Source organism: Kitasatospora sp. NPDC002227 (assembly GCF_040296285.1).
Lineage (GTDB): Bacteria > Actinomycetota > Actinomycetes > Streptomycetales > Streptomycetaceae > Kitasatospora.
The window spans coordinates 17,249-40,073 of record NZ_JBEOWY010000016.1; the positions used below are offsets into that span (position 1 = coordinate 17,249).

The 22,825-nt window shown below is 73.6% G+C and carries 17 protein-coding genes; 10 read left to right on the plus strand and 7 right to left on the minus strand.

Annotation, left to right across the window (positions count from 1 at the left end):
- Window positions 1-132 precede the first annotated feature (132 nt).
- A complete protein-coding gene (locus ABT095_RS16965) occupies window positions 133-498 on the plus strand; it encodes a helix-turn-helix domain-containing protein (protein WP_350530196.1) in 366 nt (121 codons plus the stop codon).
- A 333-nt stretch (window positions 499-831) separates the two neighbouring features.
- Here ABT095_RS16965 and ABT095_RS16970 read toward each other — a convergent pair whose 3' ends face one another.
- The gene (locus ABT095_RS16970; protein WP_350530197.1) at window positions 832-5,439 is read right to left on the minus strand and encodes an ATP-dependent helicase; all 4,608 of its coding nucleotides are present in this window, start codon (window positions 5,437-5,439) and stop codon (window positions 832-834) included.
- Window positions 5,440-5,692: 253 nt separating this feature from the next.
- On the opposite strand from ABT095_RS16970, the gene ABT095_RS16975 reads away from it, so the two are divergent.
- The 6 genes from ABT095_RS16975 (at window position 5,693) to rny (ending at window position 12,561) form a co-directional block, all read left to right on the plus strand.
- Window positions 5,693-7,252 carry a S8 family serine peptidase gene (locus tag ABT095_RS16975; RefSeq protein WP_350530198.1) on the plus strand — a complete coding sequence of 520 codons (1,560 nt, stop codon included), beginning with the start codon at window positions 5,693-5,695 and terminating at the stop codon, window positions 7,250-7,252.
- A gap of 30 nt (window positions 7,253-7,282) precedes the next feature.
- On the plus strand, window positions 7,283-7,477 hold the full coding sequence (locus ABT095_RS16980) for a DUF3046 domain-containing protein (RefSeq protein WP_350530199.1): 195 nt from the start codon (window positions 7,283-7,285) through the stop codon (window positions 7,475-7,477).
- A gap of 52 nt (window positions 7,478-7,529) precedes the next feature.
- On the plus strand, window positions 7,530-8,705 hold the full coding sequence (locus ABT095_RS16985) for an AI-2E family transporter (RefSeq protein WP_502884897.1): 1,176 nt from the start codon (window positions 7,530-7,532) through the stop codon (window positions 8,703-8,705).
- A 148-nt stretch (window positions 8,706-8,853) separates the two neighbouring features.
- Window positions 8,854-9,972, plus strand: a complete 1,119-nt coding sequence (gene recA, locus ABT095_RS16990) for a recombinase RecA (protein WP_350530201.1) — start codon at window positions 8,854-8,856, stop codon at window positions 9,970-9,972.
- 1 nt (window position 9,973) lies between these two features.
- On the plus strand, window positions 9,974-10,948 hold the full coding sequence (locus tag ABT095_RS16995) for a regulatory protein RecX (protein WP_350530202.1): 975 nt from the start codon (window positions 9,974-9,976) through the stop codon (window positions 10,946-10,948).
- Window positions 10,949-11,106: 158 nt separating this feature from the next.
- A complete protein-coding gene (gene rny, locus ABT095_RS17000) occupies window positions 11,107-12,561 on the plus strand; it encodes a ribonuclease Y (protein WP_350530203.1) in 1,455 nt (484 codons plus the stop codon).
- A 120-nt stretch (window positions 12,562-12,681) separates the two neighbouring features.
- Here the strand turns inward: rny and ABT095_RS17005 are convergent, their stop codons facing one another.
- The 5 genes from ABT095_RS17005 to ABT095_RS17025 form a co-directional block, all read right to left on the minus strand.
- Window positions 12,682-14,391 (minus strand): FAD-dependent monooxygenase, encoded by a 1,710-nt coding sequence (locus tag ABT095_RS17005; protein ID WP_350530204.1) that lies wholly within the window; start codon window positions 14,389-14,391, stop codon window positions 12,682-12,684.
- A gap of 95 nt (window positions 14,392-14,486) precedes the next feature.
- Entirely contained in the window at window positions 14,487-15,320 is an 834-nt protein-coding gene (locus tag ABT095_RS17010; protein WP_350530205.1) for an amino acid ABC transporter permease, read from the minus strand.
- Window positions 15,317-15,967 carry an amino acid ABC transporter permease gene (locus tag ABT095_RS17015; protein WP_350530206.1) on the minus strand — a complete coding sequence of 217 codons (651 nt, stop codon included), beginning with the start codon at window positions 15,965-15,967 and terminating at the stop codon, window positions 15,317-15,319. The genes ABT095_RS17010 and ABT095_RS17015 overlap by 4 nt, the downstream gene beginning before the upstream one ends.
- Before the next feature lie 39 nt (window positions 15,968-16,006).
- Window positions 16,007-16,906, minus strand: a complete 900-nt coding sequence (locus ABT095_RS17020) for a glutamate ABC transporter substrate-binding protein (protein WP_350530207.1) — start codon at window positions 16,904-16,906, stop codon at window positions 16,007-16,009.
- A gap of 77 nt (window positions 16,907-16,983) precedes the next feature.
- Window positions 16,984-17,745, minus strand: coding sequence for an amino acid ABC transporter ATP-binding protein (locus ABT095_RS17025; RefSeq protein WP_350530208.1), 762 nt, complete (start codon window positions 17,743-17,745; stop codon window positions 16,984-16,986).
- Window positions 17,746-17,992: 247 nt separating this feature from the next.
- Here ABT095_RS17025 and ABT095_RS17030 point away from each other — a divergent pair, with 247 nt between their 5' ends.
- A complete protein-coding gene (locus tag ABT095_RS17030) occupies window positions 17,993-18,757 on the plus strand; it encodes a response regulator transcription factor (protein WP_350530209.1) in 765 nt (254 codons plus the stop codon).
- Window positions 18,758-18,763: 6 nt separating this feature from the next.
- A complete protein-coding gene (locus ABT095_RS17035) occupies window positions 18,764-20,188 on the plus strand; it encodes a sensor histidine kinase (protein WP_350530210.1) in 1,425 nt (474 codons plus the stop codon).
- Here the strand turns inward: ABT095_RS17035 and ABT095_RS17040 are convergent.
- Window positions 20,185-21,192: a TAXI family TRAP transporter solute-binding subunit gene (locus ABT095_RS17040; protein ID WP_350530211.1), complete on the minus strand. Its 1,008-nt coding sequence runs from the start codon at window positions 21,190-21,192 to the stop codon at window positions 20,185-20,187. The two genes, ABT095_RS17035 and ABT095_RS17040, sit on opposite strands and share 4 nt — an antisense overlap.
- Before the next feature lie 94 nt (window positions 21,193-21,286).
- Between ABT095_RS17040 and miaB the strand changes: the two genes are divergently transcribed.
- Complete coding sequence (miaB, locus tag ABT095_RS17045) at window positions 21,287-22,780, plus strand: tRNA (N6-isopentenyl adenosine(37)-C2)-methylthiotransferase MiaB (RefSeq protein WP_350530212.1); 1,494 nt, start codon at window positions 21,287-21,289, stop codon at window positions 22,778-22,780.
- The last annotated feature ends 45 nt before the right edge of the window (window positions 22,781-22,825 follow it).

A 22,825-nucleotide genomic window follows, 5' to 3' on the forward strand; every position in this document is an offset into this window, starting at 1 on the left:
GGAACCGAACAAGGGGAGGGAGCCGCATTGCAGCCCAGAGTGAACACGACCATGGTCCCCGCACGTGACGCGGACAAGGCGGTACGGTGGGGGCGTGACATCTCGATCCGCAGTCCGAGGAGGGAGGCACCGATGATCCTGCTCCGTCGCCTACTGGGCGATGTACTGCGTCGGCAGCGCCAGCGCCAGGGCCGCACACTCCGCGAGGTGTCGGCGGCGGCCAGGGTTTCGCTCGGCTACCTCTCCGAGGTCGAGCGGGGGCAGAAGGAGGCTTCCTCCGAACTGCTCTCCGCCATCTGCGACGCACTCGATGTCCGGATGTCCGAAGTGATGCGCGAGGTCAGCGACGAACTGTCGCTCGCCGAACTTGCGGCGATGGCCACCCTCTCCGAGGGTGAGATCCTGAGGCCGGTCCTTGAGCCGGTCCCGCTGCCCGCGCCCGGCGACCGGATGAGCTCCATCTCGTCCAAGACCGCCGTCGACGTGGTGGCGGCCTGACGTCTCCGCTCTCCCGTGGTGGCGGCCGGCAGGCTGGCGCTCGGGGGTCTGGAGGCCATCGTGAAGATCACTGCGCTACTGGGCCGAATAGGCCCGAGGTCGCGGTGGGGGCTGGTGATCGCCGCCCTCTGGTGTGCGCTGCTGATCGGCGGCAGCCTCCGGAGCGGCGGCGTCGGTCTGCTCGCAGCCGGCTGGAGCCTGGGGCTGATACCTGTGCACAGCAGTAGCACCGCACCTCCCAGGGGCGCGGGGAACGGCGCGGCCGACCGAGGAACCTGCCGCACCGACCCGGAGTGAGGTAGTTGCACCATCTGCGCCCCTGGGTGGTGCGACTCAGCCTCGGAGTCGTAGGCCTCGCGGAGTCGGGTGGAACCCGGCTGCTTCGAGGGCTGCCCCGAGGGGGGCCGTGAGGGCCGGTTGGCCGTTGATGCGTTCGATGGTGACGGAGGAGCCCAGGGCGCCTGCCCGGACGGACTCGGCGAGGGCGGCCAGGGCGGCAGGGTGGTCTGCCCAGGAGAGCAGGGATTTGGCGCCGCGCTCGATGTAGAGGGCCGGGGCACCGTCGACCAGGACGACCAGGGCGCCCGCCTTGCGGCTGGGCCGGTGGGTGGCGTCGGGCAGCTCGGGCCAGGGCAGGGCCGCGCCGTACGCGTTCGCCGGGTCGGCGGCGGCCAGGACCAGGGCCTGCGGTGGCTCGGGGCTGGTGGCAGCCCAGCCGGCCGCGTCACCGCGATCCAGCCGCCCGTTGACCGCCCGCAGGCGGTCGGCCGCACCGTCCATCGCGAACTGCGCCCCGCCGAGGCCCTCCACGAAGTAGCCCCGCCGGGCCCGGCCCCGCTCCTCGAAGGCGGCGAGCACCCGGTACACCCCCGCGAAGCCGCCCGGCACCCGCTCCGCGGCCACCGCGCCGCGCGTGAGCACGCCGTGCCGGTCCAGCAGCGCCTGCGCCTGTGCGGCGGCCCGCACCGTCGGGTCGGCCGCGTACTCGGGCAGCAGGGACCAGCGCCCGGCCGCCGTCGGCCCGCCGGAGCGCAGCGCCGAGGCCGGGCGGCCCAGGCCGCGGGAACCGCCGCCGTAGCGGGCCCGGGGAGTGGCCCGGGGAGCCCGGTGGGCGGTGGCCCCGGCGGTTCGGCCGGAGCCGAGCAGGGCGCGCAGCGGGGCGAGGGTGTCGTTGGTGACGTACCCGGCCCAGACCAAGTCCCACAGGGCGGCGAGGAGCTCGCTCTCGGGGGTGTCGGGGAGCTGGGTGGTCAGTTGGCGGAAGAACAGGCCGTAGCCGCCCGCCAGGGCCGCCAGGAGGGCGGTGTGGACGGGCGTGAGGGTGGGCGGCACCGGCTCGGGCCGCAGCAGGTGGGCGGTCTCGGGCAGGTGCAGGCCGAGCCAGCCGTCCTTGCCGGGCAGGGCGCCCGCACCGGACCAGCCGATCTCGCCGGCCGCCGTCAGCTCGTCCAGCAGGGCCGGGTGGTAGTCGGTGAGCCGGGCCGGGAGCACCAGCTTCTCCAGCGCGGAGGCGGGCAGCGCCGTGCCCTGGAGCTGCTCGACCACCCGCAGCAGGCCGTCCGCCCCGCGCAGCCGGTGGCCGCCCAGGTGCTGCCAGGCGGGCAGGAAGGCGGCCAGGGCGCGCGGCGGCACCGCCTCGACCTCCTGGCGCAGCGCGGCCAGTGAGCGCCGGCGCAGGCGGCGCAGCACCTCGGCGTCGCACCACTCCTCGGTGGCGGTGGAGCCCGGCCGGAACTCGCCGGCGACCAGCCGCCCGGCGGCGGTGAGCCGGTGCAGGGTGCCGGTGACCACGGCGGTGCCCAGGCCGAAGCGCTCGGCGGCCTCGGCGGCGGTGAAGGGGCCGTGGGTGCGGGCGTAGCGGGCCAGCAGGTCGCCGAGCGGGTCCTTGACCGGCTCGGTGAAGACCTCGGGGACGCCGACCGGCAGGGGGGTGCCCAGGGCGTCGCGCAGCCGCCCGGCGTCCTCGATCGCGGCCCAGCGCTGCTCGCCGCCGATCCGGACCTCGATGGCCCGGCGGGCGGCCTGCAGCTCGACGGCCCAGGCCTCCTCGGCGCCTCGGACGGCCAGCTCGGCGGTGCTGAGCGGGCCGAGCAGGCGCAGCGCGTCGGCCAGGCCTTCGACGTCCTTGATCCGCCGGTCCGGGGTGAGGCGCTGGAGCTCGGCCTCCAGCTCGGCCAGCACCGCCGGGTCGAGCAGCTCGCGCAGCTCGGCCTGGCCGAGCAGCTCGGAGAGCAGCCGGGAGTCGAGCGAGAGGGCGGCGGCGCGGCGCTCGGCGAGGGGTGAGTCGCCTTCGTAGAGGAACTGGGCGACGTACCCGAAGAGCAGGGAGCGGGCGAAGGGGGAGGGCTCGGGGGTGGTGACCTCGACCAGGCGGACGGCGCGGGATTCGAGGTCGCCCATCAGCTCGACCAGGCCGGGCACGTCGAAGACGTCCTGAAGGCACTCGCGGACGGCCTCGAGCACGATCGGGAAGGACCCGTACTCGGCGGCCACCTCGAGGAGCTGGGAGGCGCGCTGGCGCTGCTGCCAGAGCGGGGTGCGGCGGCCGGGGTTGCGGCGGGGCAGCAGCAGGGCCCGCCCGGCGCACTCGCGGAAGCGGGCGGCGAACAGGGCGGAGCCGCCGACCTGGTCGGTGACCAGCTGCTCGACCTCGCCGGGCTCGAACAGGGCGGCGTCGGCGCCGACGGGAGCCTCTTCGGCGGGTGCGGCGTCGGGCGAGGGGAAGTCCAGCAGGTCCGCGTCGGGGAGGCGGAGCACGATGCCGTCGTCCGCGTGCATCACCTGCGGGTCGAGCCCGTGCTTCTCGCGCAGCCGGGCGCCGAGGGCGAGCGCCCAGGGGGCGTGCACCTGGGCGCCGAAGGGGGAGTGGACGACGATCCGCCAGTCACCCAGCTCGTCGCGGAAGCGCTCGACCACGATGGTGCGGTCGTCCGGCAGGTGGCCGGTGGCGGCGCGCTGCTCGGCCAGGTAGGCGAGCAGGTTGCCGGCCGCCCAGTCGTCCAGGCCTGCTTTTCGCAACCGCTCGGTGGCCTGCTCGGGCTGCAGGCCGCCGAGCTCGCGGACGAAGGCGCCGACGGCCCGGCCGAGCTCCAGCGGCCGGCCCAGGCTGTCGCCCTTCCAGAACGGGAGGCGCCCCGGCACACCGGGGGCGGGCACGACGAGCACCTTGTCGTGGGTGATCTCCTGGATCCGCCAGGAGGTGGTGCCGAGGGTGAAGACGTCGCCCACGCGGGACTCGTAGACCATCTCCTCGTCCAGCTCGCCCACCCGACCCCCGCCCTTCTTGGGGTCCGCGCCCGCGATGAACACTCCGAACAGCCCCCGGTCGGGGATGGTGCCGCCGGAGGTGACGGCCAGGCGCTGGGCGCCGGGGCGGCCGGTGACGGTGCCCGCGACGCGGTCCCAGACCAGGCGGGGGCGCAGCTCGGCGAAGGCGTCGGAGGGGTAGCGCCCGGCGAGCATGTCGAGCACGCCCTCGAAGGCGGACTGGGGGAGGGCGGCGAAGGGGGCGGCCCGGCGGACCAGGGCGAGCAGCTCGTCGACGTCCCAGGTGTCGAGGGCGGTGATCGCGACCAGCTGCTGGGCGAGCACGTCCAGCGGGTTGCGCGGGACGCGCAGGGCCTCGATCTGCCCGCTGCGCATCCGCTCGGTGACCACGGCGGACTGCACCAGGTCGCCCCGGTACTTGGGGAAGACCACGCCGGTGGAGACGGCGCCGACCTGGTGGCCGGCCCGGCCGACCCGCTGCAGGCCGGAGGCGACCGAGGGCGGGGACTCGACCTGGACGACCAGCTCGACGGCGCCCATGTCGATGCCGAGCTCCAGGCTGGAGGTGGCCACCACGGCGGGCAGCCGGCCGGCCTTCAGCTCCTCCTCGACCAGGGCGCGCTGCTCCTTGGAGACCGAGCCGTGGTGCGCCCGGGCGATCACCGGCGGGGCCCCGGCGGCGGCGCCGGAGCCGCCCATCAGCTGGGCGGGGGCGTGCGCCTCGGGCAGGGCGGTGCCGGTGGCGCGCTCGTGGGCGATCTCGTTCAGCCGGTTGCAGAGCCGCTCGGCGAGGCGGCGGGAGTTGGCGAAGACGATGGTCGAGCGGTGGGCCTGGACCAGGTCGGCGATCCGCTCCTCGACGTGCGGCCAGATGGAGGCCTGGCGGGCCGGGTCGTCACTGCTGGTCGCGGGCAGCTCGTCCAGGTCGGGGACGGGGACGACCACCGAGAGGTCGAACTCCTTGGCCGCCGGGGGCTGGACGATCGCGGCGCCGCGTTGGGGGCTGAGAAAGCGCGCGATCTCCTCGACCGGGCGGACGGTGGCGGACAGGCCGATCCGGCGGGCCGGACGCTCCAGCAGCTCGTCGAGGCGCTCGAGGCTGAGGGCGAGGTGGGCGCCGCGCTTGGTGCCGGCGACGGCGTGCACCTCGTCCAGGATCACCGTGTCGATGCCGCGCAGCGCCTCGCGGGAGGCGGAGGTGAGCAGCAGGAAGAGCGACTCGGGGGTGGTGATCAGGATGTCCGGCGGGTGGGTGGCGAAGCGGCGGCGGTCGGCGGCCGGGGTGTCACCCGAGCGGATGCCGACCTGCACCTCGGGCTCGGGCAGGCCGAGCCGGACGGCGGCCTGGCGCAGGCCGGCCAGCGGGGCGCGCAGGTTGCGCTCGACGTCGACCGCGAGGGCCTTGATCGGGGAGATGTAGAGCACCCGGCAGCGGCGCTTCGGGTCGGCCGGGGGCGCGGTGTGGCTGAGGTGGTCCAGCGCGGAGAGGAAGGCCGCGAGGGTCTTGCCGGAGCCGGTGGGGGCGACGACGAGTACGTCCGTGCCCCGGCCGATGGCGGCCCAGGCCTCGGCCTGGGCCTGGGTGGGCGCGCGGAAGGCGCCCTCGAACCAGGCCCTGGTCGCCGGGGCGAAGCCGGCGAGCGGGTCGGTGGACGGTGTGGTGCGTCGCGCCATGTGCCCATGGTGCCGCCGGGGACTGACAGGTGGTGGCAGCGGGGCGCGGCCGGGCGCGGTACGGGGCGTTGCGGGAGGATCAAGCCGAGCGAGCAAATAGGACAATCCGCTCATATGGTGATGTCTCAGGTCCGCGTCCAGGGCGGGCCCGAGCAGCGGAGGCCGAGCGATGCAGCGGCGGTGCCCCACGGACGGTCTCCCAGGTGCCCGGCCGGCCTCCCGCGGTGGCGTGCGGCGGGGGCGGCTGCGGGCGATGCTCGTGATGCTGCTGGCCGCGCTGCTGCTCGGCGGGGCCGTCCCCTACGTCACCGGGCCCGGGCGGGCCTACCTCAGCTACCTGGTGCTGGCCGACCGGCAGGACGCGGCGGGCGCCGAGCTCGCCGCCGGGCAGACCCGGGCGGCGGGCGGGCGGGTGGTCCAGCAGTACCCGCAGATCGGCGCCGCCCTCGCCTACGCCACCGGCGGCTTCGCCGACCGGCTGCGCGGCCGCCCCGGCATCACCGCCGTGGGAGCCACCCGGACGGCCCCGGTCGCCTCGCTGCCCGGCTCGCTGGACGGTGCGGGGGACTTCCGCCGCATCTCCGCCGAGGGGTGGGCGGTTGCCCAGAGCCCTCCGGCCGGCGGCTCGGCCGAGCGGAAGCGCCCCGCGCAGGACGGCGCCGACGTCGCCCCGGCCGGCCGGGCGGCCGGGAGCGGGGCGGTGGGCGGGTGGCTGGGGGACGGGGAGACGAGCCTGCCGGACCCGGCCGAGGGCGCGGACTGGAACCTGGCGATGATCGGGGCGGTCGCGGGGCCGGCGGCCGAGGGGGCCGGCCTGCTGCGCAGCCCCGCCGCCGACCGGGCGGTGGCCTCGCAGCAGGACCTGCGGCAGGTGCTGGTCGCGGTGCTCGACTCGGGGGTCGACGACACCCACCCGGACCTGCGGGGGGCGGTGGACCCCGCCGCCTCGGTCTCCTGTGCCGACGGGCGGCCGGACGCCCGGTCCGGGGCCTGGCGGCCGGACCAGGGGGTGAACGAGAGCGGGCACGGCACCCACGTAGCCGGGATCATCGGCGCCGTCCGCGACGGCCGAGGGGTCTCGGGGGTGGCCCCGGGGGTGCGGATCGCCGCCGTGCGGCTGCTCGGGCCGCTCGGGCAGTACTACACCGAGAACATCGTCTGCGGCCTGCTCTGGGCCGCCGACCACGGCGCCCGCGCGGTCAACGACAGCTACTTCGCCGACCCCTGGAAGTACAACTGCCCGGAGGACCAGGACCAGGCCGCGCTGATCCGGGCCGTCGGCCGGGCGGTGGCCTACGCCCAGCGCAAGGGCGCGGTGGTGGTCGCCTCGGCGGGCAACGACGCGCAGGACCTCGGCGCTGCCCGCACCGACCGCCGCAGCCCCAACGACCGGTTGACCGGGCCCGCCCGGAACAGGACCGTCGGCACCGAGTGCGTCCGCCTGCCCGGCGAGCTGCCCGGGGTGGTCACCGTCGGCGCGGTGGACCGCAGCGGCCTGCCCGCCGCGTACACCAACTTCGGCGGCGGGCGGATCACCCTGGCCGCACCGGGCGGGGACCCGGACGGCGGGGCCCAGGGCGCGATCGTCTCCGACTGGCCGGGCGGCCAGTACGTGGCCCTGGCCGGCACCTCGATGGCCGCCGCCCACGTCACCGGCGCGGTGGCCGTCGCGGCGGCCGAGCACCCCGGCTGGAGTCCCGGGCAGCTGACCGCGCTGCTCACCCGGCTCGCGGCCGCCAACTGCCCGTACGCGATCGGCGCCTGCAGCGACCGGCAGTACTTCGGCGCGGGGGTGCTCGCCCTGCCGAGATAGCCGCCCGGCGTGGTTCGGGATACTGGGCGCATGAGGTTGACCGAGTTCTGGCGGCGGATGTACGAGCACTTCGGCGAGACGTACGCGGAGTCCTTCGCGAGCGATCACGTGATGAGCGAGCTGGGCGGGCGGACGGTCCGGCAGGCCCTGGCGGCCGGGTGGGAGGCCAAGGACGTCTGGCGGGTGGTCTGCGAGACGCAGGGGGTCTCCGCGCTGCTGCGGTAGTAGGTGACCGGGCGGGCGGATCTGCCCGGTTCTGTCCGGTTCTGTTCGGGTGATGGGTGAGACTGGGCCGGTGGCCAGTACCCCTTCACCCCCGCAGCAGGACCGGACACGCACCGACCGCACCCGAGGGGAGGCGATGCCCCGCTGGGTGCCCCGGGCGATGCTGCTCGCGCTGCTGCTGTTCGGCGCGTTCCAGCTGGCCGACTGGGCCTTCCACCAGCTGATCGACCTCTTCGTGATGCTCCTGGTGGCCTTCTTCCTCTCGCTGGCCATCGAGCCGGCGGTGGACCGGATGGCCGCCCGGGGCGTGCGGCGGGGGCTCGGCACCTTCCTGGTCTTCATCGGGCTCGCGGTGGCCGTGGCCGGCTTCCTCACCGCGCTGGGCACGCTGCTGGTCGACCAGGTCGCCAAGATCGCCGGTGACCTGCCCCACCTGGTGGACAACCTGATCGACTGGGTCAACCGGACCTTCCACCAGGACCTCTCGCTCGACCAGCTGCAGCAGCGGGTGCTCAAGGACTCGGGCAGCATCGAGAAGTACGCCCAGCAGGCCGCCGGCAACGTCTGGGGGTGGTCCAGCACCCTGATCGGCGGGCTGTTCCAGGCCTTCACCGTGGGCCTGTTCACCTTCTACCTGACCGCCGACGGGCCCCGGGTGCGCCGCACCCTCTGCTCGCTGCTGCCGCCCGCCAAGCAGGCCGAGGTGCTGCGGGCCTGGGAGATCGCGCTGGCCAAGACCGGCGGCTACCTCTACTCGCGGACGCTGCTCGCGATCGCCTCGACCGTGGCGCACTGGATCATGTTCGCGATCCTGGGCCTGCCGTACGCGGCGGCGCTGGCCGTCTGGGTGGGCGTGATGTCGCAGTTCGTGCCGACCATCGGGACGTACCTGGCCGGGGCGCTGCCGGTGATCGTGGCGCTCACCGTGCGGCCGGTGGACGCGCTCTGGGTGCTGGGCTTCGTGATCGTCTACCAGCAGATCGAGAACTACCTGCTGCACCCGAGGATCACCGCGAAGACCGTCGACGTGCACCCGGCGGTGGCCTTCGGCGCGGTGATCGCCGGGGCCGCCCTGCTCGGCGCCGTCGGCGCGCTGATCGCCATCCCGGCGGCCGCCACCCTGCAGGGCTTCGTCGGCACCTACGTGCGGCGGTACGAGGTGGCCACCGATCCGCGGATCGACCGGGGGGAACGGCGTCGGCGGGAAGCGGAGCGCTCCGAGGAGTAGGGTCGAACGCTCGAATCGAACAGATGTTCTTTATACTCGGTGGCGGCGAGTTTTCCACAGGCGGAGCCCGTTCAGGGTGGATTGTCGGTGGGACGCGCTAGCGTCGAGGACGATGAAGCGCACAGCACAGAATCCGAGGGTGGAAGCCATGGCAGGCACGGACCGCGAGAAGGCTCTTGAGACCGCACTCGCCCAGATCGAGCGGCAGTTCGGCAAGGGCTCGGTGATGCGGCTCGGCGAGAAGGCCAACGAGCCGATCGACGTGATTCCCACCGGGTCCACGGCGCTCGACGTCGCGCTCGGTGTCGGCGGCCTGCCGCGCGGCCGCGTGATCGAGATCTACGGCCCCGAGTCCTCGGGCAAGACGACCCTCACGCTGCACGCGGCGGCCAACGCGCAGCGCCTCGGCGGCACCGTCGCCTTCGTCGACGCCGAGCACGCGCTCGACCCGGAGTACGCCAAGAAGCTCGGTGTCGACACCGACGCGCTGCTGGTCAGCCAGCCCGACACGGGTGAGCAGGCGCTCGAGATCACGGACATGCTGATCCGCTCCGGCGCGATCGACCTGGTGATCATCGACTCCGTCGCCGCGCTCGTGCCGCGCGCCGAGATCGAGGGCGAGATGGGTGACTCGCACGTCGGTCTCCAGGCCCGCCTGATGAGCCAGGCGCTGCGGAAGATCGCCGGTGCGCTCAACCAGTCGAACACCACCGCGATCTTCATCAACCAGCTGCGCGAGAAGATCGGCGTCATGTTCGGCTCGCCGGAGACCACGACCGGTGGCCGGGCGCTGAAGTTCTACGCCTCCGTCCGGCTCGACATCCGCCGGATCGAGACCCTGAAGGACGGCACCGAGGCCGTCGGTAACCGCACCCGCGTCAAGGTCGTCAAGAACAAGGTCGCGGCTCCCTTCAAGCAGGCCGAGTTCGACATCCTCTACGGCCACGGCATCAGCTGGGAGGGTGGCCTGATCGACATGGGTGTCGAGCACGGCTTCATCCGCAAGGCCGGCGCCTGGTACACCTACGAGGGCGACCAGCTCGGCCAGGGCAAGGAGAACGCCCGTAACTTCCTGCGGGACAACCCGCAGCTGGCCGAGGAGATCGAGAAGAAGATCAAGGTCAAGCTCGGCATCGGCTCCAAGGACGAGCTGGAGGCCGCCGCGGCCGCCACCGCGTCCGCCGAGGTCGAGGGCGGTGCCAAGCCGATCACCGCCACCGCCGCCAAGACCGCCGCCGCCAAGAAGACGGCCGCCGCCAAGGCCTGACGTGCAGGTGTACGAGGACGAGTCGGGCCCGCCGGACTGGTGGACGGGCGGGCCCGAGGAGAGCCCGGCCGCGCCGGAGCCCGGCCGGGCCTCCGGCACGCGGCGTTCCGCGCGGGGGCGGGCGGGCGAGCAGCCCCGGGCGGCCCGTGCCGTCGCGGACGGCGACGCGGCGGAGGCTGCGCCGTCCGGGCAGGCCGGTGTCCGGCGTGCCCGGCGCCGAGGTGGTGAACCGGGCCGAGGTGGTGAGCCGGGTGGGGCCGGTGCCGTCGACGCGGTGTCCGGGGAGGCGGTCGGAGGGCCGGTCGATCTGGCGGCCGCCGGGCTGGTGCGGGCGGCCGAGCTGCCCGGGGGGCGCCGGCGGCGGCGCAGTGCGCTGGTCGAGGCCGGCGAGGCCGAGGCGCCCGTCGCGCCCGTGCCTGCGGAGCCGACGGAGCCCGAGGGAGCGGTCGCCGGCGGGCGGCGGCGCCGGGGCGCCAAGGCCGAAGAGCAGGTCGATCCGGAGGTCCGCGCCCGCGACATCTGTCTGCGGCTGCTGACCGGCACGGCGAAGACCCGCAAGCAGCTGGCTGACGCGCTGCGCAAGAAGGAGATCCCGGCCGAGGTGATCGAGCGGGTGCTCGACCGGTACGAGGAGGTCGGGCTGATCGACGACGCCGCGTTCGCCCAGGCCTGGGTCGAGCAGCGCCACACCTTCCGGGGGCTCGGCCGTCGGGCGCTGGCCCAGGAGCTGCGGACCAGGGGCGTGCACGGCGAGCTGGTCGAGCAGGCCGTGGCCCAGGTCGAGCCGGAGGACGAGGAGGAGGCCGCCCGCACCCTGGTCGAGCGCAAGCTGCGCAGCACTCGCGGGCTGGACACCCAGGTCCGCACCCGGCGGCTGGTCGGCATGCTGGCCCGCCGGGGTTATGCGGAGGGGCTGGCCTTCCGGGTGGTCCGGGCCGCGCTGGAGGCGGAGGGTGAGGAACTGCCGGACTGGTGACGCTCGGTCAGGGGACAGTCCGGAACGGTGAATGTCAGATCTCGATCGCATCTTGACCGTTTCGTGACCTGCGCCTAGCCTCACAGGCAGTGGGAGATCACTCCGATCATGCGGCGACCGCGTGCGCAGGAGCGCGTCGGTAGGGGAGTGACGGCCGGATGGGGATCGCGATGGGTACCGGTGCGATGGTCTCCGCGGTGGTGGCCGGGGTGTTCTGCCTGGCCCTGTCCGGCACCTGGCTGATGGTCCGTCGGCTGCAGGCCGCCCAGCGGCGGGCCACCGAGGAGGCGCGCCGGGCCCGTGAGTGGGCCGAGGCGCAGGCCGCCGGGCAGCGCGCCGAGCTGGACCGCCGTGAGCAGCGGCTCACCGAGGAGCTGGACCGGGTCCGGGCCCGGGAGGCCGAGCTGGCCGGTCGGGCCGAGGAGCTGGACGGGCTGCGGTCGGCCGCCCGGGACCTCAACGACGAACGGCGCCGGGCGCTGGAGGCCGCGGCCGGGCTGACGGAGGTTCAGGCCCGCGCCGAGGTGGTGCGGGCGGCCGAGGTGCAGGCCCGGCGCGAGGCGGCGGTGACGGTCCGGGACATCGAGCGGCGGGCCCGTACCGAGGGCGAGCAGCGGGCCCGGGAGATCATCGCCGGGGCGATCCAGCGGCTGGCCGCCGAGCAGACCAGCGAGGCCGTGGTCACCTCCTTCCGGCTGGCCAGCGACGACGTGAAGGGCCGGATCATCGGCCGGGAGGGCCGCAACATCCGGGCCTTCGAGGCCGTCACCGGCGTCAATCTGATCATCGACGACACCCCCGAACTGGTGCAGCTCTCCTGCTTCGACCCGGTGCGGCGGGAGACGGCCCGGCTGACCCTGGAGGCTCTGCTCTCGGACGGTCGGATCCACCCGGCCCGGATCGAGGAACTGCACGAGCGCAGCCGCTTCGAGGTGGAGCGGCTGTGCGTGCGGGCCGGCGAGGACGCGGTGCTGGCCGCCCGGGTCGGCGAGCTGCACCCCGAGCTCTCCCGCACCCTCGGCACGCTGCGCTACCGCACCTCCTACGGGCAGAACGTGCTCGGGCACCTGGTGGAGTCGGCGCACCTGGCCGGGATGATGGCGGCCGAGCTGGGGGTGGACGAGACGCTGGTGCGGCGGGCAGCGCTGCTGCACGACATCGGGAAGGCGATGACGCACGAGGTGCCGGGGAGCCATGCGGCGATCGGGGCCGAGTTCGTGCGGCGGCACGGGGAGTCGGCCGAGGTGGTGCACGCGATCGCCGCGCACCACGGGGAGGTGGAGCCGCGGACGGTGGAGGCGGTGCTCACTCAGGCGGCGGATGCCTGTTCCGGTGGGCGGCCGGGGGCTCGGCGGGAGTCGGTGGAGTCGTACGTGCGGCGGCTCGAGCGGCTGGAGCAGATAGCCGGGGCGCACGACGGGGTGGCGAAGGTGTTCGCGATGCAGGCGGGGCGGGAGGTGCGGGTGATGGTGCAGCCCGAGGTCGTGGACGACCTCGGCGCACAGGTGATCGCCCGCGAGGTCGCCCGGCAGGTCGCGGAGGAGCTGACCTACCCGGGGCAGATCCGGATCACGGTGGTCCGGGAGAGCAGGGCGACGGAATTCGCGAGGTAGGACGCTCCGCGGCTCGGGGAAGTTGCACTCTCCAGGGGCGCGGGGAACTGCGCGAAGCGGGAGGCTGCAAGCCGTGCATGGTTGGCAGCGCAGCTCCCCGCGCCCCTGGGGAGTTGCAAGTCAGCGTTCGACGGTAGCCGCCTGGTCGGTCTCTTCCGTACTCGCGCCGTTCCCCGCGCCCCTGGAGAGTGCAACCAGTTCGTGGAGGTCTTCTGAACGGCCCCCGGGCGCGGTGCCGACCAGGTGGCCGTCGGGGCGGATGAGGAGGACGGTGTGGGGGTCGGCGCCGGGGTAGGTCTCGGTGACCAGGACTTCGGCGGGGACGGGGAGGGCGGCGGCCGTTTCGGCGAGGTGGGGCATCAGGCCGGCGCCGAGCCAGTGTTCGGCGGACCAGACTGCGGTGCCGGGGGCGACCAGGAGGAGCAGGAAGGCGGCGCCGAGGCGGGCGTGGAGCTGGTCGGCGGAGCCGTCGGAGGTGAGGACGGGGACGTCCGGGACCAGGACGCCGGGGGCGGTGGCCGGGAGCGCTTCGGAGAGGGTGGTGCCGCGGCCGGCGCCGCGCTGGACCGGCACCCGGCCGGGGACTCCGGAGGGCGCCGCCGGGTAGGCGGGTGCGCCGCCGAAGCGTCCGCTGCCGAGCTGACCGTCCGCCAGCATCGGGGCGTGCTTGCGGAAGGAGCCGGTGAGCAGCGAGCGTCTGGTCTGCTGCCAGCCGCGCAGCGGCCGCAGCAGCGGCATCGACTGGTCCACGGCGCGCAGCCGCGCGCCGACCGCGCCGCGCCGCTCCGCCTCGTACCCGTCCAGCAGTGCGCCGCCGGGCTGCGGCCCGCCGGAGTGCAGGTGCCAGGCGAGGGCGAGCCGCCAGGCGAGGTTGTCGGCGTCGCGCAGGCCGTCCACCAGGTTCTGCATGCCGAGCGCGCCGTGCAGGTGGGCGGCGTCGCCGGCCAGGAAGCAGCGGCCGACCCGGAAGCGGGCGGCCAGGCGCTGCTGGTAGGTGTGGTCGGCGGCGGCCAGCAGTTCGTACGGGGGGAGTTCGCCGCACCAGCCGGTCAGGGTGGCCTTGACCCGGGTGAGCAGGGTGTCCCCGGTGACGATGCCGGGCCAGGTGGCGAAGGGGTCGACCGGGGTGCTGGGGGCGGGGCGGCCGGGGGGCAGCCGCCAGTCGAGCCGCCAGAGGCCGTCGGGCAGCGGGCGGGCGGAGGCCTCGCGGTCGCCCCGCCACGGGGGCTCGCGGTGCAGCCGGGCCTCGCCCTCGAAGGGGAGCTGGACCCGGACGGTGGCCACGGCGTGCCGGTCGACGGCCGGGCGGCCGGGGAAGCGGACCTTGAGCAGCTTGCGGACGGTGGAGCGGGCCCCGTCGCAGCCGATCAGGTGGCTGCCGCGCCACCAGGTCTGGGCGCCGTCCTTGACCCCGAGGGTGCGGACGTTGACGCCGTCGCGGTCCTGCTCCAGCTCGGTGACCCGGCTGAGCGGGACGAGCTGGATCAGCGGGGTGGCGGTCACGGCGTCCCGCAGGCCGCGCTGCAGGCGGTGCTGGGGCAGGTGCAGCAGGGGGCTGTCGTCCAGCGGGACTCGCAGCACCTCGGAGCGGCGGCGCCAGATGGTGAAGGCGCTCCAGCTCGCGGAGTCGGAGGCGGCCCGGGTGTAGCCGAGCCGGGCGAGCAGGGCCGTGGTGTCCGCCCCGAGCACGAGACTGCGGGGGCCCTCGGGGCAGACGCCGGTGCCCTCGTCGAGCACCACCGTCGGTACGTCCTGCCGGGCCAGCGCGAGGGCCAGGGCGAGGCCGACCGGCCCCGCCCCGACGACGATCACCGGGTCCACGGCTGCCACGGGGTGGACGGGGCGGCCGACGTCGGGTCAGCTGCTGCTGGGGAGGTACCGGGTGGTGTCACGAAGAGCAATGCAACAGATCACCTGGGTGTCCGTCAAGCAGCGGCAGGTGTGCGCCGGTTCGCGCCGCGACGGCCCCGCGCCTCGATCCACTTGGCCAGGGCGGTGAGTGCCAGGCAGAGCGCGATGTAGATCGGGGCGATCACCAGGAGCACCGGGATGTACGGGTAGCCCTGCGGGGTGGAGGTGTTGCTGGCGATCAGCTTGCCCATGTAGAGCAGCTCGTTCAGGCTGATGATGATGCCCAGCGAGGTGTCCTTGAGGGTGACCACCAGCTGGCCGATGATCGCCGGGAGCATCGAGCGGACGGCCTGCGGCACCAGGATCGTGAACATCACCTGGGACTTGCGCAGGCCCAGCGCGTAGCCGGCCTCGGCCTGGCCGCGCGGCACGGCGTTGATGCCGCCGCGGATGATCTCGGCCTGCACCGCGCCGTTGTAGAGGGTGAGCCCGAGCACCAGGGCGATCAGCGGCTGGGCGGTGAAGAAGGCCGCGTACAGGCCGAAGATCAGGATCACCAGCGGCATCGCCCGGAAGAACTGGACGATCGCGGTGGCCACCGAGCGCACGGCCTTGTGTTCGGAGAGCCGGCCGGCCGCCAGCAGGGCGCCGAGCAGCAGCGAGAACACCGCCGCGAGGCCGAAGGCCTCCAGCGTGTTCAGCAGGCCGTCGAGGATCCGCTGCTGGACGGCGGTGTACTCGAAGGGGGCCCAGAGGGCCGAGGAGAACTGGCCGGCGTCGTTCAGCTGGACGTAGACGTACCAGAGGAGCCCGGCGATCCCCAGGGCGGAGAGCACCCCGAAGGCCCGGTAGCGAGCCTTGGCCCGGGGGCCGGGGGCGTCGTAGAGGACGGAGGAGGTGCTGCTCATCGGGCCACCGCCAGTCGGTTCTCCAGGAAGCGGAAGAGCTGCGTGATCACGGTGCTGATCAGCAGGTAGCCCAGGGCGATCCAGAAGAAGATCGCGAAGATCGGGTAGCCCCGGTCGGTCCAGGTGGCCTGGGTGCTGAAGAGCTCGGTGACGCTGAACGCCCCGGCCACCGCCGAGTTCCTCGGCAGGGCGATGAAGACGCTGCCCATCGGGGCCACCACGCTGCGGGCCGCCTGCGGCAGCACCACGCTGGTGAGGGTCTGCCCGAAGGTCAGGCCCAGGCTGCGGGCGGCCTCGGCCTGGCCGATCGGCACGGTGTTGATGCCCGCGCGCAGCACCTCGCAGACGAACGAGCCGGTGTACGCGGTGAGGGCGATCACCGCGAGGGTGAAGCTGGGAAGGTGCACGCCGAGCCGGGGCAGGGCGAAGGTGACCGCGAAGAACAGCAGGGTCAGCGGGGTGTTGCGGAAGGCGTTCACCCAGACGGTGCCGAACCCGCGCAGCACCGGCACCGGAGAGACCCGGAAGGCCGCCAGCAGGACACCGAGGAGCAGGGCGAGCGCCCCGCTGATCGCGCTGAGCTCGATGGTCCGCAGGAAGCCGTCGCGGAACAGCGCGAAGTTGTCGTCCTCGAAGAGTATGCCCATGCGGGCGGCCCTCCTTTCAGTTCAGGTACCGACGGGCCGTCAGGACTTGTCGATGGCCGGGATGTCGCCGGAGGTCGCGCCCGAGAGGCCGAGGGTGGCGTCGTAGGCCTTCTTCCAGTCGCCGTTGTCCTCGTGGGCCTTCAGAGCGGCGTTGATCGCGTCCTGCAGCACCTTGTCGGTCTTGTTCAGGCCGATGCCGTAGGGCTCCTTGGAGAACGGCTTGCCGACCACCTTGAGCTGGTCCTTGTTCTTGGCCGCGAAGCCCTTGAGGATCGCGTCGTCGGTGGTGACGGCGTCGACCTCGTCGGTCAGCAGCTTGTCCACGCACTGGGCGTAGGTGTCGTACTTGACGGCCTTGCCGTGGTACTGGTCGACGCGCTTGAGCGAGGTCGAGCCGGTGGCGGAGCAGATGCTCTTGCCGGCCATCGCCTCCGGGCCGGTGATGGTCGTGTTGGTCTTGCGCACCAGCAGGTCCTGGCCGGCCACCATGTACGGGCCGGCGAAGGCGACCTGCTTCTTGCGGTCGTCGTTGATGGTGTAGGTGCCGACGTAGTAGTCGACCTGGCCGCCGGAGATGGCCGTCTCGCGGTTGGCGGAGACGATGGTCTGGAACTTGACCTGGCCCGGCGCGAAGCCGAGGTCGGCGGCGATCATCTTGGCGATCTCGATGTCGAAACCGGAGCGGTCCTTGCTGGAGACGTCCTCGAAGCCGAGGAACGGCTGGTCGGACTTGGCGCCGATGATCAGGTTGCCGCGCTCCTTGGCCTTCTTCCAGGTCGGCGAGCCGTCCAGCTTGACGTCGGTCTTGACCTGGTAGGTCGGGAGCTTGCTGGCGGTGTCGTTCGCCGTGGCGTTCGGCGAGCCGTCCTTGCCGCAGGCGGCGACGGCGGTCAGCGCGAGCACCGACAGGGCGGCGGCAATGGTACGACGAGTCCTCATGAGGCTCTGCTCTCCTGGTTCTTGGGCACGGGTCGAGCCGGGCTTTGTTCGCCCTTGACGCTAGGTCGGGCGAGGGCTCAGTGGTGCAGGATCTTCGAAAGGAAGTCCTTCGCGCGGTCGGTGCGCGGGGCGGTGAAGAAGGCGTCCGGGGTGTTCTCCTCGACGATCTTTCCGTCAGCCATGAACAGCACCCGGTTGGCCGCGGAGCGCGCGAAACCCATCTCGTGGGTCACCACGACCATCGTCATGCCCTCGGCGGCCAGCGAGCGCATCACCTCGAGCACCTCGTTGACCATCTCGGGGTCGAGAGCGGAGGTGGGCTCGTCGAAGAGCAGCACCTTGGGCTTCATGGCCAGCGCGCGGGCGATCGCCACCCGCTGCTGCTGGCCGCCGGAGAGCTGGGCGGGGAGCTTGTCGGCCTGCGCGCCGACCCCGACCCGCTCCAGCAGCTCGCGGGCCACCCGCTCGGCCTCGGCCTTGGGCGTCTTGCGCACCTTGACCTGGCCGAGCATCACGTTCTCGAGGACGGTCTTGTGCGCGAAGAGGTTGAAGCTCTGGAAGACCATGCCGACCTCGGCGCGCAGCCGGGCCAGCTCGCGGCCCTCGGCGGGCAGCGGGCTGCCGTCCAGGGTGATCGTGCCGCTGTCGACCGTCTCCAGCCGGTTGATCGTCCGGCAGAGCGTGGACTTGCCGGAGCCGGACGGGCCGATCAGCACCACGACCTCGCCCTGGCGGATCTGCAGGTCGATGTCCTGCAGCACGTGCAAGGCGCCGAAGTGCTTGTTCACGCCGCTCAGCACCACGAGGGGTGCTGCGTCGTCCGTGATCGTCTCCGTCATCGCGGCTGGCTCCCTCGGTCCGGTGTGGCTGTGCTGGTCCGGGGGCCGAGAGCCGGCGGAGCCCGCAGCCCCCGGTCCGGCGACCTTAGAAGCCCCGGTAACGGCACGTCAGCCGATCTGAGCGGAACTTGAGCATCACGATCAGGCCACGCCGCTTTCACACCCCCCGCCCGTTCCGAGGCGTAATGACAGAACGGGCCGGTTGGACAATACTCCGCAGGAACAACGGCAGGGAGAGGAGGTCGGGATGCGACTGCTGCTCGTCGAGGACGACGAACGCGTGGCCGCCGCGCTGGTGGCCGTGCTGGGCAGGCACGGGTTCCAGGTGCGGCACGCCCGCAGCGGGCACGAGGCGCTGGACGCGCTGGTGCCGGACGGCAACGAGCCGTACCGGGTGGTGCTGCTCGACCTCGGGCTGCCCGACCGGGACGGCTTCGAGGTGTGCAGCCGGATCCGCGCGCACAGCGGCGTCCCGGTGATCATGGTGACCGCCCGCGCCGACATCCGCTCCCGGATCCACGGGCTCAACCTCGGTGCCGACGACTACGTGACCAAGCCGTACGACATGGGCGAGCTGCTCGCCCGGATCCACGCCGTCGCCCGGCGCGGCACGGCGGCCGTCCCCGAGGCGGGCCAGGCCGAGCCGGGCGGGCAGCCCGGGCCGCTGGAGTCGCGCGGGATCGTGATCGACCGCGAGCGCCGCCGGGTCAGCGTGCAGGGCCGGGACGTGCCGCTCACCCGCAAGGAGTTCGACCTGCTCGCGCTGCTCGCGCAGAGCCCCGGGGTGGTCTACCGGCGGGAGCAGATCTTCAGCGAGGTCTGGCGCAGCGGCTGGGAGGGCAACGGCCGCACCCTGGAGGTGCACATCGGCTCCCTGCGCACCAAGCTGGCCCTGCCCGGCCTGGTCGAGGCCGTGCGCGGGGTCGGCTACCGCCTCATTCCCGACCAGCCTGAGACCCGGGCCGACCAGCCGCCGACCCCGGCCGCCGGCCCGGACGAGCCGGGGCGCTGACCGCAGGTGCGCAACCGTCTGCTCGGCATCCTGCTCTCCCTGATGGCCTGCGTGCTGGCCGCCCTCGGGGTGCCGCTCGCCGTGGCCATCGCCGCCGCCGAGCAGAGCCGGGTCGGGGTCGACCGGATCGATGACGCCGCCCGCTTCGCGCAGGACCTGCCGACCGCCGCCGTCACCTCGCTGGGCAGCGCGCTCAAGGGGCAGACCACGCCCGAGCCGGGCGACGCCAGCCGGCTGCGGGCCCTGGCCGCCCAGGCGACCCGCTACCACGAGCTCTACGGCGTCTCGATCGGGATCTTCCAGCGGGACGGCTCCGCGCTGGCGCTCGCCCCCGCCAGCTGGCAGCTGCCCCGCGGCGGCTTCGGCGCCCAGGCCTTCGCCGAGGCCCTGGACGGCCGCCGCAGCCACAACCCGCCGCAGGTCTGGCCCTGGACGCCCGAGCGCACCCTGACCGTCGCCGCCCCGGTGGTGCGCGACGGCGACGTGGTCGCCGTGGTGCTCACCGAGTCGCCCACCGGCCCGCTGCGCGCGCGGATCCTGCACCGCTGGCTGCTGCTGGGCGCCGGCGAGGCGCTGGCCATGATCGTCGCCGTGCTGCTGGCCGTGCGGCTCACCGGCTGGGTGCTGCGCCCGGTCCGCACCCTGGACCGGGCCACCCACGACATCTCCACCGGCCGGATGAACGCCCGGGTCGCCGCCAGCATCGGCCCGCCCGAGCTGCGTCGCCTGGCCCGCTCCTTCAACGACATGGCCGACAACGTGGTGCTCGCCCTGGACCAGCAGCGGGCCTTCGTCGCCGACGCCTCGCACCAGCTGCGCAACCCGCTGGCCGCCCTGCTGCTGCGGGTCGAGCTGCTCGGCATGGAGCTGCCGGACGGGCACGAGGAGGAGCTGGCCGGGGTCCGCGAGGAGGGTGTGCGGCTGGCCCGGGTGCTCGACGACCTGCTCGGCCTGGCCACCGCCGAGCACGCCCGGCCCGAGCCCGAGCGCACCGACCTCACCGCGCTGGCGCTGACCAGGCTGGAGGGCTGGCGCCCGGTGGCCGAGCAGCGCGGCATCCAGCTGGCCTGGGACGGCCCGGCGACGGCCGTCGGCCTGGCCGACCCGATCGGGCTTGGCAGTGCGCTGGACGCGGTGCTCGACAACGCCCTCAAGTTCACCCCGGCCGGGGGCCGGGTGCTGGTCGGCATCGAGACCGGCCGGCGGGACATCACCGTCACGGTGGCCGACTCCGGCCCCGGTCTCACCGAGGAGGAGCTGGCCCGGGTCGGCGACCGCTTCTGGCGCAGCCCGCGCCACCAGAACGTGGACGGCTCCGGCCTCGGCCTCTCCATCGCCCGCACCCTGCTCCTGGCCGCCGGCGGCGAGCTCACCTTCACCCCGGTCGAGCCCACCGGCCTGGCGGTGGGGCTGACCGTTCCGAAGCCTTAGGGCTTGACGGAGGTGTAGTACCGCTTGGCGCCCTCGTGCAGGGGGAGCGGGTCGGTGTAGACGGCGGTGCGCAGGTCGACCACCTGGGCGGCGTGGACCTTCTCGCCGATGCCGTCGCGGCTGTCCAGGACGGCCTGGGTGACCTGCTCGACCAGGTCGGGGTCGACGTCGTCGCGGGTGATCAGCAGATTGGGCACGGCCAGCGTCGGGACGGCCCCGGCGGGCTTGATCCTCGGGTAGGCGTCGGCCGGGATGGTCGCGGCCCGGTAGGCGTCGGTGCCGCCGCCCTCCCGCTCGTGCACCTTGTCGGCCAGGTCGCCGAGGGGGACGATCCGGATCGGGAACTGCGCGCTCAGGTTGCTCAGCGCGCTGGTGGGCAGGCCGCCGGACCAGAAGAAGGCGTCCAGCTGCCCGGCCTGCAGCGCCGCCGCCGCGTTGTTGACGGCGAGCGGCTCGGACGTCACGTCCCGCTCCGGGTCGAGCCCGGCACTGGTGAGCAGCCGCCTGGTCGCCAGGGCGACTCCGGACTGCCGTCCGCCTATGCCGACCCGCAGGCCCTTCAGGTCCGCCGCCGAGTGGATGCGGGAGTCCGCCGGGACGACCAGCTGCAGGTAGTCGTCGTAGAGCCGGGCGACCGCGCGCAGCCGGCCCTTGCCCGGCTTGTCGTAGGCGGCCACCGCGTCCGCGGTGGCGAAGGCGAAGGTGTCCCGGCCGTCCAGGACCCGGGCGATGTTCTCGAGCGAGCCCTCGGAGTTGTCCAGCCGCAGCCGCACCCCCGGCAGGTGGTCGCCCAGGTACTGGCCGAACATCCCGCCGTAGGTGTCGTACACCCCGCCCGAGACACCGGTGGCGAACCCGTAGGTTCCGGTGGGGTACCCCGGGTCCCGTGCCTCGGCCAGCCACCAGCCGCCACCGGCGCCCGCGAGCAGCAGCAGGACGGCGAGCGCCCGGCAGATCCTGCTGCGGGCGGCCGCCCGCAGCAGGGTGCCGGGGGTGGAAGTCATGCGCTGGAGTGTGCCAGGCCCGGGCCGCCAATGGGAGAGGGTTACTGCGGGAGAGGGTGCCGGGCCCGGTCCGGGGTCTCGTACCCTTGGGTCCGTGGGTACGAGCCAGGATTCCAAGAGCTACAAGGTCGTCACGTACGGCTGTCAGATGAACGTCCACGACTCCGAGCGCCTGTCCGGGCTGCTGGAGGACGCGGGATACGTCAAGGCCGACCAGGAGGGGGACCCCGATCTGGTGGTCTTCAACACCTGTGCGGTCCGCGAGAACGCCGACAACAAGCTGTACGGCAACCTCGGCCAGCTCGCTCCGGCGAAGACCCGGAACAAGGGCATGCAGATCGCCGTCGGCGGCTGCCTGGCGCAGAAGGACCGCGACACCATCGTGCAGAAGGCACCCTGGGTCGACGTGGTCTTCGGCACCCACAACATCGGGCACCTGCCCGCGCTGCTCGAGCGCGCCGCCGTCGAGCGCAAGGCCCAGGTGGAGATCCTGGAGTCCCTGGAGACCTTCCCCTCCACGCTGCCGACCCGCCGCGAGTCGGCGTACGCGGCCTGGGTGGCGATCTCGGTCGGCTGCAACAACACCTGCACCTTCTGCATCGTGCCCGCGCTGCGCGGCAAGGAGGAGGACCGGCGCCCGGGCGACGTGCTCGCCGAGATCGAGGCGCTGGTCGGCGAGGGTGTCATCGAGGTGACGCTGCTCGGCCAGAACGTCAACTCCTACGGCTCCGACCTGGGCGACCGGGAGGCCTTCTCCAAGCTGCTCCGGGCGGCCGGGCAGATCGAGGGCCTGGAGCGCATCCGCTTCACCTCCCCGCACCCGCGGGACTTCACCGACGACGTGATCGCGGCGATGGCCGAGACGCCGAACGTGATGCACCAGCTGCACATGCCGCTGCAGTCCGGCTCGGACACCGTGCTCAAGGCCATGAAGCGTTCCTACCGGCAGGAGCGTTTCCTCGGGATCATCCGCAAGGTCCGCGAGGCGATGCCGGACGCGGCGATCTCCACCGACATCATCGTGGGCTTCCCCGGTGAGACGGAGGAGGACTTCGAGCAGACCATGCACGTGGTCCGCGAGGCGCGGTTCACCAACGCCTTCACCTTCCAGTACTCCAAGCGGCCCGGGACTCCGGCGGCCGAGATGGAGGGGCAGATCCCCAAGGCCGTGGTGACCGAGCGGTACAACCGGCTGATCGCCCTCCAGGAGGAGATCTCCTGGGAGGAGAACAAGAAGCAGGTCGGCCGCACGCTGGAGATCCTGGTCGCCGAGGGCGAGGGCAAGAAGGACGACCGCACCGACCGGCTGTCCGGCCGTGCACCCGACAACCGGCTGGTCCACTTCACCCGCCCGTCCGAGCCCGTCCGGCCCGGCGACACGGTGACGGTGGAGATCACCTACGCCGCCCCGCACCACCTCCTCGCGGAGGGCCCGACGCTGGCGGTCCGCCGCACCCGGGCGGGCGACGCGTGGGAGAAGCGGCAGGCGGCTCCCGCCGCCAAGCCGGCCGGCGTGATGCTCGGACTGCCGACCATCGGCGCCCCGAAGCCGCAGCCTGCGGCGGCCGGCGGCTGCTGCGGGGACTGACCCTTTCCAGCACCCCGGTCAGTTGCACTGTCCAAGGGGCGCGAG

Coding starts and splice junctions, on each gene's coding strand:
- ABT095_RS17010 (WP_350530205.1), bottom strand. CDS start 15,320: ATGAGCAGCACCTCCTCCGTCCTCTACGACGCCCCCGGCCCCCGGGCC.
- recA (WP_350530201.1), top strand. CDS start 8,854: ATGGCAGGCACGGACCGCGAGAAGGCTCTTGAGACCGCACTCGCCCAG.
- ABT095_RS16985 (WP_502884897.1), top strand. CDS start 7,530: ATGGGTGAGACTGGGCCGGTGGCCAGTACCCCTTCACCCCCGCAGCAG.
- ABT095_RS17015 (WP_350530206.1), bottom strand. CDS start 15,967: ATGGGCATACTCTTCGAGGACGACAACTTCGCGCTGTTCCGCGACGGC.
- ABT095_RS16970 (WP_350530197.1), bottom strand. CDS start 5,439: ATGGCGCGACGCACCACACCGTCCACCGACCCGCTCGCCGGCTTCGCC.
- ABT095_RS17030 (WP_350530209.1), top strand. CDS start 17,993: ATGCGACTGCTGCTCGTCGAGGACGACGAACGCGTGGCCGCCGCGCTG.
- ABT095_RS17020 (WP_350530207.1), bottom strand. CDS start 16,906: ATGAGGACTCGTCGTACCATTGCCGCCGCCCTGTCGGTGCTCGCGCTG.
- rny (WP_350530203.1), top strand. CDS start 11,107: ATGGGGATCGCGATGGGTACCGGTGCGATGGTCTCCGCGGTGGTGGCC.
- ABT095_RS17025 (WP_350530208.1), bottom strand. CDS start 17,745: ATGACGGAGACGATCACGGACGACGCAGCACCCCTCGTGGTGCTGAGC.
- ABT095_RS17040 (WP_350530211.1), bottom strand. CDS start 21,192: ATGACTTCCACCCCCGGCACCCTGCTGCGGGCGGCCGCCCGCAGCAGG.
- ABT095_RS16975 (WP_350530198.1), top strand. CDS start 5,693: ATGCTCGTGATGCTGCTGGCCGCGCTGCTGCTCGGCGGGGCCGTCCCC.
- ABT095_RS16965 (WP_350530196.1), top strand. CDS start 133: ATGATCCTGCTCCGTCGCCTACTGGGCGATGTACTGCGTCGGCAGCGC.
- ABT095_RS16980 (WP_350530199.1), top strand. CDS start 7,283: ATGAGGTTGACCGAGTTCTGGCGGCGGATGTACGAGCACTTCGGCGAG.